Source organism: Streptomyces sp. NBC_00989, from assembly GCF_045162655.1.
Taxonomy (GTDB): Bacteria; Actinomycetota; Actinomycetes; order Streptomycetales; family Streptomycetaceae; genus Streptomyces.
The window spans coordinates 5,183,602-5,196,539 of the sequence record NZ_CP108728.1 but is presented as its reverse complement, the minus strand read 5'-3'; the positions used below and the strand labels follow the sequence as shown (position 1 = coordinate 5,196,539).

4 protein-coding genes are annotated in these 12,938 nt (G+C 68.3%); all 4 read left to right on the top strand.

What is annotated here, in order from left to right; genetic code table 11:
* Window positions 1-181: 181 nt before the first annotated feature.
* The 4 genes from OG714_RS22710 to OG714_RS22695 are packed head-to-tail and all read left to right on the top strand — an operon-like array spanning window position 182 to window position 12,859.
* Complete coding sequence (locus OG714_RS22710; protein ID WP_406123563.1) at window positions 182-1,738, top strand: integrin alpha; 1,557 nt, start codon at window positions 182-184, stop codon at window positions 1,736-1,738.
* 32 nt (window positions 1,739-1,770) lie between these two features.
* Entirely contained in the window at window positions 1,771-5,406 is a 3,636-nt protein-coding gene (locus OG714_RS22705; RefSeq protein WP_406123562.1) for a LamG-like jellyroll fold domain-containing protein, read from the top strand.
* Window positions 5,407-5,438: 32 nt separating this feature from the next.
* Window positions 5,439-12,314, top strand: coding sequence for a polymorphic toxin-type HINT domain-containing protein (locus tag OG714_RS22700; protein WP_406123560.1), 6,876 nt, complete (start codon window positions 5,439-5,441; stop codon window positions 12,312-12,314).
* The gene (locus OG714_RS22695; RefSeq protein ID WP_406123558.1) at window positions 12,311-12,859 is read left to right on the top strand and encodes a hypothetical protein; all 549 of its coding nucleotides are present in this window, start codon (window positions 12,311-12,313) and stop codon (window positions 12,857-12,859) included. The genes OG714_RS22700 and OG714_RS22695 overlap by 4 nt, the downstream gene beginning before the upstream one ends.
* The last annotated feature ends 79 nt before the right edge of the window (window positions 12,860-12,938 follow it).

The following is a 12,938-nucleotide window of genomic DNA, read 5'->3' as shown; positions in this document are numbered from 1 at the left end:
CCGCTTCTACGTCGTTGTCACGCAGAAGGTAGGTATGGTCACGGCCTGTGTATCTGCTGTGTGCAATCAATTTGCAAATTGCCCTTGACTCCCTTTATCCGACTCATATTTAGTCGCCTCTTACGTCATTCATAGGGTGGTCTTACCTGGGCGCGCCCGAAGAAGCAGCGAGGGGTGGGGTGTGCGCACGCGTACACATCTGGCCGGGGGGCTGGCCATGTTGGCCGGTCTGTTCCTGGCCGCTACGGGGGTCGTGACGTTGGCGTCGCCACAGGCGGCGGCTGCCACGTGCACGGCGGGGACGGCGAACGACTTCAACGGCGACGGCGTGGGGGACCGGGTGATCCCGGACCCCGGCGCCACGGTGAGCGGTGCCAGGGGCGCGGGGCTCGTGCGGGTCGTCCTCGGCGGCGGCAAGGGGGTCGCCGAGATCTCCCAGGCCACGACGGGCATGCCGGCCACACCCGAGACCGGTGACGGCTTCGGGATCTCCTACGCGGGTTACGACGCGGACGGCGACGGCTGCAGCGACCTGGTCGTGGGTGCGCCGTACGAGGACATCGTCAAGGACGGCGTCAACCTCGTCGACGCCGGAGCGATCTACGTCATCCACGGCACGCCCACCGGTATCGGGGCGGGCTCAACCATCGAGGGGTACAGCCAGGCGGCCTTCGACTCGGCCACCACGACCGAGGCGTACGACTGGTTCGGATTCGCGCTGAACGCGGGTACGGCCGCGAGCGGTTCGCCGTATCTGGTCATCGGGGTGCCCGGCGAGGGAGTCACCCTGAGCGGCAAGACCTACACCGACGCCGGCTGCATCGAGTACGTCCAGGGCACCACCAAGGTCGCCCTGAGCCAGAACTCCACCGGGGTGCCCGGCGACCCCGAGATGAACGACCGCTTCGGCTACTCGCTCACCGGGACCAACCGCTACTTCGCGGTCGGCACTCCGGGTGAGGGCGCCGGCGACCTGGAGTTCGCCGGCGGGGTCGCGGTCTTCAGTCACACTCTCTCAGGTGGCATGCCCACGCCACTTCTGGGTCTGGGGCAGGACAGCACAGGCATCGGCGGCGCGTCGGAGGCAGGGGACCGCTTCGGAACCTCGGTCTCCATGACCGGGTACCGGCCGAGCGACCAGACGTACAACTCCGATGTCCTGCTCGCCGTCGGGATCCCCGGCGAGGACATCGGCACCACGGCGGACGCGGGCGGCGTCGCGGTCATCCGCATCCAGCCGTCCGGCGCGTACACCCAGGTCGCGGCCTTCGACAACAGCGTGGCGGATGTCGAAGGGGACGCGGTGGCCGACGACTTCATGGGCCAGCGCGTGGCCATCATCAACACCGACTCCAGCGTCGTGACCACCTCGGCGAACGTCCGCCTCGCCGTCGGCGAACCCGGCAAGGACACGGCCACGGTCAAGGACGCGGGCGCCGTCCACCTCTTCCGCCCTCTCGACACCGCCCTCGGCACGGCCGACAAGGTCCTCACCCGCGGCTCGGGACTGCCCGGTACCGCGACGGCCCGTGACTACACGGGCATGGCCCTGGTCACCGGGTCCACCTACCTCTACGTGGGCGTGCCGTACAGCAAGGCGTCGGACACCTCGAAGGGCGTCCTCTACGTCCTGCCCTGGACGGACGTCGACGGCACGACGAGCACCGGGACCACCACCTACCAGCCCGGCTCGGGCGGACTGCCCGACGCGGGCGCGGCGTTCGGGGCGATCGCGTGAACGGCGGGCCGAGAAGAAGAGAGCACAGCGCGATGAGCACGCGTAAGAGACCCGGACGCCGCCCCCTGATCGCCGCCGCGACCATCGCGGCCCTGCTGACCCCGGGCCTGATCGCCCTCCCCGCCCCCGCCGCGGAGCGGACCGCGTCGGCCGGCACGAGCGCCAGCGACGCGAGCACCACCGACGCGAGCGGCACCTCGTCCCTCTCCGCGAACGCCGCCCAGGCCAAGGCCAAGAAGTCCGGCAAGGCCGTCGAGATCCAGAGCCTGCGTGATGAACGCAGCACCACCGTGGCCAATCCGGACGGCACCTTCACCACCAAGCAGTACGTCCAGCCCGTCCGCACCCGCATCGACGGCGCGTGGACGGACGTCGACACCACCCTGGTCCGGCAGAAGAACGGCACCCTCGCACCGAAGGCCGCACTCACCGCGATGTCCTTCTCCGGCGGCGGTGGCACGACCTTCGCCACGATCGAGAAGGACGGCCACGCGCTGTCCCTCGACTGGCCGACGAAACTGCCCGAGCCGAAGATCGACGGCCCGACCGCCACCTACGCGAACGTCCTGGACGGCGTCGACCTCAAAGTCACCGCCAGCGCCGAGGGCTTCTCCCACGTGCTGGTCGTCAAGACCGCGAAGGCCGCGGCCGATCCGGAGCTGGCCGAGCTCCAACTCCCCTTCGACACGGACTCGGTGGCGCTCTCCGAGGACACGGACGGCGGCCTCACCGCCACCGACCCGGGCGCAGGCGGCGCGGTCTTCGAGACGCCGCAGCCGGTGATGTGGGACTCCAGCCACGGTACGGCCCAGGCGCCCGCCGCCGAGGAGACCACCCAGACACCTCCCGAGGGGGCCCAGGTCGCCGACGTCGGCGTGGACGTCTCCGCGGACACGATGACGCTCACCCCCGACGCGGGCCTGCTCACCGACGCCGACACCGTGTACCCGGTCTACATCGACCCGGTGGTCAAGACCGCCAGCCGCAGCAGCTGGACCATGGTGTCCTCGTACTACTCGACCTCCGAGTTCTGGAAGTTCGACGACGACGAGGGCGTCGGCAAGTGCCCGTCCGACGTATCGGTGCGCTGTGCCAGCTCCACCGACGTCAAGCGGCAGTTCTTCGCCATCCCGACCGGCACCTTCGAGGGCAAGGACATCATCGACGCCGAGTTCGCGGTGACCCAGGTGTTCACCTACAGCTCGGCCGCCCGCGAGGTGCAGCTCGCGCGGGTCAACAGCACGGGCGCGAGCGCGATCAGCTCGGGCACGAACTGGTCGAACCAGCCGTCCTCCAAGGCCACCGTCGACTCCAAGTCGCCCACGGACAACGCCGGTTCGTGTACGTCCACCAACCAGAACGTGCGCTTCGACGCGACGAGCACCGTGCAGACCGCGGCCGACAAGGGCTGGGGTACCACCACGTTCCGGCTGAAGGCCGCGAGCGAGTCCGACACGTCGTACTGGAAGCGGTTCTGCGGCAACGCGTACCTCTCGGTGCAGTACAACCGTCCGCCGCTGGAGCCGGACCAGGACGCCCTGAGCATGAACCCCGGCGACAGCTGCGAGTACGGCAAGGCCACCGAGCACTACGTCACCAAGGCCCCGAAGGCGTACGCGGTCATCAAGGACTACGACCACGGCGACACCGGCTCCAACAGCGAGACGCTGCAGGCCCAGTTCAAGGTCTGGTGGACCAACTCCTCGGGCACCGAGGTCGTCCACTACGCGACCACGGCGAAGAAGACCACGGTCGACGCGAGCAAGGACGGCCAGACCGGCCAGGCCACCTTCTCCTACACGGTCGGCGACGACCTGTCTGGTGACGGCGAGGCCGGGTTCACCGTCCCGCAGAACACCACCGTCGCCTGGGCGGTCCGCGGTTACGACCAGCAGGCCTACGGTGCCTGGTCGACCGACGGAACCCAGACCCGCTGCGAGTTCATCTACGACACCAGCAAGCCCGCCTCGGCCGTGATCACCTCGGCCGCCTACCCGGACGACGACGCCTGGCACACCGGCGTCGGCGACTACGGCGACTTCACCATGGACTCGCCGGCCACCGACGTGGCGAGCTACGCGTACTACTTCACCGGCCCGCAGGCCGACAGCGCGAAGAAGACGGCGGCCGCCGAGTCCACCGGTGGTCCGGCGACCGTCCGCTGGATGCCGCCGAGCGAGGGCTCGTACGTCCTGCACGTCACCGCCGTCGACGGAGCGGGCAACGCGCAGAAGACGCCGACCGCGTACGTCTTCCTGGTCAGCGACGGCCGCGCGCCCGTCGCCGCCTGGACCCTCGGCGACGCCAAGGGCGCCACCAAGGCGGCCGGCAGCAGCAGCACCCCGGACGCGACCGCCGGTTCCGGCGTGACCTTCGGCGCGGCGGGCCCGCTCGGCTCCACCGACACCGCCGCCTCCTTCGACGGCACCGAGAACGCCTACCTGGACTCGGGCACGGCCGGAGTCGACACCGGCAAGACCTTCTCGGTGAGCGCCTGGGTCATGCTGCCCACGCTGCCCACCTCGAACGTCACGGTCGTCAGCCAGGACGGCACCGCCCAGCCCGGCTTCGAACTCGGCTACGAGGTCGACAACGCGTCGTGGGCCTTCCGCATCCCCGTCAGCGACATGGAGTCGCTCGGCTCCTGGAAGGTCTCGGGTGCGGCCGCCGTCGCCGGGAGCTGGACCCACCTCATCGGGGTGTACGACGCCGAACTCGGCAAGATGATGCTGTACGTCAACGGCGTCCTCGTCGCCGACGACGTGCAGGCCCGCCACACCACGTGGAGCGCGACCGGCGCCGTGCAGATCGGCCGCAAGCTCGCCCTCGACGGCTACGTCAACCAGCTCAAGGGCAGCGTCGCCGACGTCAAGCTGCACGACCGGGTCATCCCGCCCACCGAGGGCCAGGAGCTCGGCGGCATCCAGCCGCACCAACTCGCCTACTGGCAGCTCGACTCTGCCACCGGCGGAGTCTCCCCGGAGACGGCGGGCGGCACCGGGCTGAGTCTTGGTGGGGGCGCCTCCATCTACGTACCGGACGATTCCTGCGACCCGGAGGCGGACCCGGACTGTGTTCCGCCGGCCGAACCCCTGTGGGGCGACGGGCACTTGGTGCTGAACGGCACCAACGCCTACGCCACCCGGGCGGCCACCGGACCGCTCACCGCCCAGGACAGCTTCACCCTCACCGCCCGCGCCCGGCTCGCCTCGGCGAACCCGACGACGGACGAGACGGTGCTGTCGCTGTCCGGGGCCAACGGCAGCGCGATCAAGGTCAAGTACGTGGCTGCCAGCGCCCGTTGGCAGCTCGTGGTGACCTCCGCCGACTCGGCGTCCCCGGTGACCACCACCCTGCTCGACAGCGGTGACGCACCGAGTTCCACCGCCGACGGCGATCACCTCGCACTGGTCTACAACGCGGTCTTCGGCGATGTGCTGCTGTACGTCAACGGCGTCGCCGCCGTCGACGCCTCCTGGGACAACACCTGGGACTTCAGCACGACCAGCCTCCAGGTCGGCCGTGCGCTGACCGGCACGGCGGCCGGCGAGTACTTCTCCGGCGCCATGGACGAGGTGCGCATGTACCAGGGTCCGCTGGACGCCTCACTGGTGGCGCTCGTCGCCGGTCTGCCGGGCGGTTCCAGCATCGACGAGACCTCGGCCTGACCGGCCGTTCCCCTTATCAACTAGGAGAGTTGATGTCCCAGTCTCCCTGGTACCGGTCCACGAGACCGGTCTGGCGGAGCGGTCGCAGACGGGCGGCGCTGGTCCTCGGACTGGCGCTGTCCATCGGGCTGCTCCCGCAGTACGCGCCCACGGCCACCGCCTCCGACAGCGGACTGACCCGGCCGAAGACGCAGACCGACCTCGACGCCCCGGTGAGCGGCAAGAACGCCACCGCCGAGACCTTCAAGAAGACCGACCAGGCCAAGAAGGCCGCCGTGAAGAAGACGGCCAAGGCGCACTGGCCCACCGCGGGCAGCGCCGAGGTCGACCTCACGGACAAGGCGGCCAAGGCCAAGGGCCTGCCGCTGACCGCGAAGGCGGCCGGCGGCACGAAAGGCGCCGACTCCGTCCGGGTCGAGGTCCTCGGCCGCAAGGCCACCGAGGCGGCCGGCGTCGACGGCGTGCTCTTCACCGTCGCCCGCACCGACGGCAGCGTCGCCGCCGGTCCGGCCCAAGTCTCCCTGGACTACGCGGACTTCGCCGACGCCTACGGCGGTGACTACACCTCCCGGCTGCGGCTGGCCACCTACCCGGCGTGCGTCCTGACGACCCCGGAGAAGAAGGCCTGCTCGACACCGACGTACCTGAAGTCGACGAACGACACGGCCGGACAGACGCTGACCGCGACCGTGCAGGCGGCCGGTGACACCTCCGGCCCCTCCACCCAACTCCTCGAAGCCGACTCGGCGAGCGCCTCGGCCACCGTCGTGGCGGCCACCGCAGGCAGTGGCGGCGACGGCGGCGACTACAAGGCCACCAGCCTGGCGCAGTCCTCGCAGTGGGGCGTCGACGCCAGCTCGGGCGCCTTCACCTGGTCGTACCCGATGGCCGTACCGCCGGTCCCGGGCAGCCTCCAGCCGAGCGTCGGCCTGAGCTACAACTCCCAGTCGATCGACGGCCAGACGGCGACCACGAACAACCAGGGCTCGTGGATCGGCCAGGGCTTCTCCTACGACCCCGGCTACATCGAGCGCAGCTACAAGGGATGCGCCGACGACGGCCACGACGACACCAACGGCGACCAGTGCTGGGCGTTCGACAACGCCACGCTCTCCCTCACCGGCGGTTCCTCCGGGCGGCTCGTCAAGGACGACACGACCGGCGAGTGGCGGATCAGCTCCGACGACAACTCCAAGGTCGAGCACCTGACCGGCGCCACCAACGGCGACAACAACGGCGAGTACTGGAAGATCACCACCGGCGACGGCACCCAGTACTACTTCGGCCTCAACCACCTCACCGGCTACGCCAGCGGCAACGAGGAGACCAACTCCACCTGGACCACCCCGGTCTACGGCGACGACTCCGGCGAGCCCTGCTACAACGCCACCTTCGCCGACGCCTACTGCACCCAGGCCTGGCGCTGGAACCTCGACTACGTCGTCGACCCGCACGGCGACGCCATGTCGTACTTCTACGGCACGGAGACGAACTACTACACGCAGGGCCTGAAGACCACCGAGAACGGCAAGGCCTACATCCGCGGCGGCTACCTCAAGCGCGTCGACTACGGCCAGCGCGACGGCAAGGCGTACTCCACCAAGCCCGCCGCCCAGGTCGTCTTCACCACCGCCGAGCGCTGCGTCGGCTCCCTGACGGACTGCGAGGCGTCCGACCTCACGGACTCCACGGCCGCCGACTGGCCCGACGTCCCCTGGGACCAGAACTGCAAGGCCGACACCAAGTGCGCCGGGCAGAACTCCCCGACGTTCTGGACCCGCAAGGAACTGACGAAGGTCACCACCCAGATCCGCACCGGTGACTCGACCTACACCCCGGTCGACGTGTGGAGCCTCACCCACGTCTTCACCGACAACGGCGACGCGTCCAAGTCCCTGTGGCTGAGCAAGATCGACCACACCGGCAAGGTCGGCACCGACGCCTCGGTCCCGTCCGTCGAGCTCTACGGCACCCAACTCCCCGACCGGGTCGACGAGTCGGGCGACAACCTCCAGCCCTTCTACCGCTTCCGCCTCTCCGGCGTGCTCAACGAGTCGGGCGGCGCGCTCAGCGTCAACTACGCCGCCAACCAGTGCACTCCGAGCACCGTCCCGGCGGAGGACTCCTCCACCAAGCGCTGCTTCCCGGTGAAGTGGAACCCGCCCGGCGTCACCGACCCGATCACGGACTGGTTCCACAAGTACGTGGTCGCCTCCGTCGTCCAGACCGACCTGACCAGCCAGAACGACGACCAGATCACCTCGTACACCTACCTCGGCGACGCGGGCTGGCGGAAGACGCCGGCCGACGGCATCACCAAGTCCGAGTACCGCACCTGGGGCGACTGGCGCGGCTACGGCCGGGTCCAGGTCGCCACCTCCGACGGCAGCAACGACCCTGCCAACACCAAGACCGAGCACGTCTTCTTCCGCGGTCTCGACGGTGACGTCGACAAGGACGGCGACTCCCGCTCGGCGACGGTCACCGATTCCAACGGCGTCTCCTACGACGACTCCGACTGGAAGGCCGGCCAGGAGCTGGAGACGCTCACCTACAACGGCTCCGCCGTGACCGAGAAGTCGGTGACGGTGCCGTGGACCGCGGTGACCGCGACGGAGACACGGGACTGGGCGACGTACAAGGCCCGTTACGTCGCCACCGGCTCCACGGACACGTACACCGCGCTCGCGGTGGGCGGCTGGCGGCACACAAAGTCCTCGACCACGTACGACGGTTCGACCGGCCGCGAGACGATGGTCGACGACGACGGCGAGGTCGGCGTCGCCGACAACCAGTGCACCCGCAACGAGTACGCGGACAGCGCGAGCGCGCACATCTACTCGCTCGTCTCCCGGGTGGAGACGGTGGGCGTCGACTGCGCCACCACCCCCGACCGCACCAAGAACGTCATCTCCGACAACCTGACCTACTACGACGGTTCGACGACGCTGGGCGCCGCCCCCACCAAGGGCGACACCACCATGACCAAGCGGCTGTCGGCGTACAGCGGCACGACGGCCACCTACCAGACGACCGCCACGACGACGTACGACGACTACGGCCGCCCGCTGGTCGTCAAGGACGCGGACACGGCGTCCTCGTCGACGCAGTACACGTCCTCCACCGCCTACACGGATACCTACGGCCTGGCCACCAAGTCGACCGTCACCAACGTCGACGGCTGGACGACCTCGACGGAGTACGCCCCGGCCTGGGGGCAGCCCACGGCGAAGGTCGACCAGAACGGCCTGCGCGCCGACCTCGCCTACGACGGCCTCGGCCGCCTGGTGTCGGTCTGGCTCCCGGACCGCCCCAAGGCGAACTCGTTCACCCCGTCCCTCAAGTACGAGTACCTGATCCGCGGCGACGACGGCCCGACCGCCGTCCACACCCAGAAGATCGAGAACGACGGGACGTCGTACGGCAGTGAATGGGCGCTGTACGACGGCTGGCTGAGGCCCCGGCAGACCCAGACGGAGGGCGAGGGCGGCCGGATGGTCGCCGACACGCTGTACGACGGCTCGGGCCGCGTGGCGCAGGTCAACGACACCTACTACACCACCGGCGCTCCGTCCTCGACGCTCTTCGACCCGAAGGACGCCGACCTCGACGCGCAGACGGTCACCGAGTACGACGGCGCGGGCCGCACCACGGCGACCGTCTTCAAGGTCCAGGGCACCGAGCAGTACCGCACGACGTACACCTACGGCGGCGACCGCGTCACGACCACCCCGCCGCAGGGCGGCGTGAAGACCACGGTCGTCACCGACGCCCGGGACCGCACGACGAGCCAGGTCCAGTACCCCGCCGACGGCGACGCGGTCACCACGTCGTACGGCTACAACGCGGCGGGCCTGCTGAACCGGGTCACGGACGACGAAGGCAACAACTGGGCCTACACATACGACCAGTTGGGCCGCAAGCAGACGGCGTCGGACCCGGACACCGGGGCGTCCTCGTACACGTACGACGCGCTGGACCGTCAGACGTCGGTGACGGTGAACGGCGACAAGACGTCGACGCTCTACGACGAACTGGGCCGGGCCGTCTCCACCTGGCAGGGCGAGGCGACGACCGGCACCAGGCTGTCCGTCACCAAGTACGACACGGTCTACAAGGGCGAGTTGTACGGCGCCTACACCTACAAGGATGGCGCGGTCTACTCGTCGGTGACGTACCCGGTCCTCGACCCCGCCAACGACTACGCCCCCCTCTCGACCAAGTACTACCTGTCGAAGACGGCGGAGCCGCAGCTCGGCGGTACCTACGAGTACACGACCCAGTACAACCGCGACGGCACGGTCCAGAGCCAGGGTCTGCCGGCGGCCGGTGACCTGTCGGGGGAGGCGGTGGCGAACGTCTACGACGACCTCCAGCGCCCGGTGGGCCTCAACTCGTCGCTGGGAGGCCTGAGTTACGTATCGGACGCGTCGTACTCGCCGACGTCGAACCTGGAGCAGCTGGAGCTGTACACGGGTGAGTCCACGGCGAAGAAGACGTGGATCACCAACACCTACGAGGCTGGCAGCGACCGGCTGACCGACTCGCGGGTGGACGTGGAGGGCGCGTCGAGCGTCGCGTACGACGCGGCGTACACCTACGACGACGCCGGCGACATCCTCTCCATCGCGGACACCCCGACCGGCGGCACGTCCGACATCCAGTGCTTCTCGTACGACGGCCTGGGCCGGGTCTCCTCGGCCTGGACGTCCTCGGTCGCGTCGAACGACGCGAAGGGCACCGGCAGCACGGACGCGTCCTGCGCGTCGGGCGCGACCGCGTCGACGGTGGGCGGCGTCTCGCCGTACTGGACGGAGTACGGCTACGACTCGCTCGGCAACCGCAAGAGCGAGACCCGCCACGGCCTGAACGGGGCGGCCACATCGACCCGTTCGTACGTCTACGGCGACGGCTCCGGCCCGAACGGCACCGACTCGGGCCCGCACACGGTCTCGTCGGTGACGCAGAAGACGGACGCGACGGCCACGACCCCGCAGATCACCTCCCAGAACTCCTACACGTACGACGCCTCGGGCAACACGGCGACGCGAGTCCTGGACGGCGACACCCAGTCGCTGGCCTGGGACAAGCAGGGCGAGTTGACCACGGTCACCAACGCCGACGCGACGGTGACGACGTACAAGTACGACGCGTCGGGTTCCCGGATCCTCCGGGACACCCCCGACGAGAAGACCTTCTACCTGCCCGGCACGGAACTCCACTACGACAAGTCCACGGCCAAGGTCACGGCCACCCGCTACTACAGCTTCGCCGGCACCACGGTCGCGATGCGCGAGGCGGACGGCGTCCACTTCCTCGCCTCGGACAACCAGGGCACGGCGCAACTGGCGGTCGACGCGAAGACGGGTTCGACGACCCGCCGTCGCATGGACGCGTTCGGCAACGAACGTGACAACTCCACGTCGTCGACGACGGGTTGGGTCAACGACAAGGGCTTCGTGGGCGGTACGACGGAGGCGTCGACGGGCCTGACGACACTGGGGGCCCGCGAGTACGACTCCGACACAGGCCGCTTCATCTCGGCGGACCCGATCGTCGACTACACGGACCCGCAGCAGATCAACGGCTACGCGTACGCCAACAACAGCCCGGTCTCCCACAACGACGCGTCGGGGCTGCGCCTGGCGGACTGCGTGGGCGGCTGGAACGAGTGCGGACCGGGTCGGGCGTATCAGGCCGCAGCCGACAACACGAAGAGCAGCAGTTCCAGCTCGGGCGGCGGAGACACGACGTCCTCCACGCCGGCCCGTGCGCAGGCGAACGCGGCCCAGTCGAAGGCGGACTCCGCCAAGCAGAAGGCGATCGCGATCGCCAAGGAACTCGGCAAGATCGCGGCCGACGAGCTGGGTATCACGGACGCCCTGGACTGCTTCACGACGGGCAACCTGGCCGCCTGCGGCAACACGGCCCTCAACGTGGTCGGTTCCTTCCTGGGCGGCGGGCCGCTGGCCAAGCTGGCGAAGAAGTACGGGTTGCCGTGGAAGTGGAACAAGGGGAAGGAGCTGGGCAAGCGGATCTGGGGGCTGGGCAAGAAGCTGCTCGACGACTTCAACGACTGGCGCAAGAGCCGGAAGGAAGCGAGCCGGCTCGCCAAGATCGCCGAATCCTGCGAGAAACCGAACAGCTTCACCGCCGACACCGCGGTGTTGATGGCGGACGGCACGACCAAGGCCATCAAGGACGTCAAGATCGGCGACGAGGTCCTGGCCACGGATCCGGAGTCCGGCAAGACCAAGCCGGAAAAGGTCACCGCCGAGATCAAGGGCGTGGGCCTCAAGCACCTGGTCCAGGTCACCGTCGACGTGGACGGCAAGCAGGGCTCGAAGACGGCCTCGGTCACTGCCACGGACCAGCACCCCTTCTGGGTACCGGAGTTGGGCGAGTGGCTCGACGCCACGGATCTCCACGCAAGCGAGTGGCTGAGCACGGGCTCGGGTACACGCGTTCAGATCACGGCCGTGAAGCGCTGGACGGCATCTACGGCGACGGTTCACAACCTGACCGTTGGTGAGCTGCATACGTACTATGTGGTGGCGGGGGCTACGCCCGTTCTCGTTCACAACTGCGGCATTGGCCGTGAGCTGATCGGTGACGAGGATTCGACGCACATCCTTGCTGGTCACAGGTATCCGGGGGCGCCGGGCAAGGACGCTTTCCCGCAGGATTGGTCTGACGACCAGATTCTGGATTCCGTTGCCGACGTGGTGACAAGTCCCACGAGTCAAAGAACCTGGTACAAGGGATCTGCTGTGCATGCCGAGAGAACTCTGAAGACCAGGAGAGGAGAACCCGCGGTCCAGAACGTGATCGGAACCGTGCGAGGGGTGAAAATCCTGGTGCGTTACGAACCTCTCACCGGAAGGGTTCTCACGGCATTCCCGCAGTGACGAAGTGGTTCAATCGATCTGCTCGTAGCATCTTCGGCGATTGGAGGATCATGGAGAGAGATGCGCACCTGATGGAAATGTTGCGTGGGCTGGATGATCCCCAATGGCCGGAATTTCCGGCTGACTACAGTGGGGTCGAAGCTGCGGCTTCCTTCAGCCGTCTGGCTGCACAGATTGGTTCTCACTTCTCGACGCGTTGTGAAATCGATCGGGACATCCAGGACTCCGCTCAGTACGGGCGAATCGAAGTGCCCGGGGAAGCCACGGTTTGCGGGACGAGGATCGTTGTCCTGGTGAGCAAGTTCAAACCATTGGCCATGGTGGCGGCTGACAACCCGGGCGCCTTCCTGGGCACGGATGAAGCGTGTGCCGAAGGTGAACTCGATGCGAGTGACCTTGGGAAGATAGAGAAAGCTCTGGCCGGATCAAAGTACGTCGCGATTCCGGAAGAACTTCTTACGAACCGCTACGACGGAGCCACTCGCCTGCGCTTTCACGGTTCCGGGGAACCTAGTTGGTGGGACCGGTTTTTCGGTTCTTTCTGATTGGTCCCAAGTAGGAGCAGACATCAGCCCCGCCGAGTACAGCTCGGCGGGGCTGATCTGGTGTGGGTCTTCTCGCGGA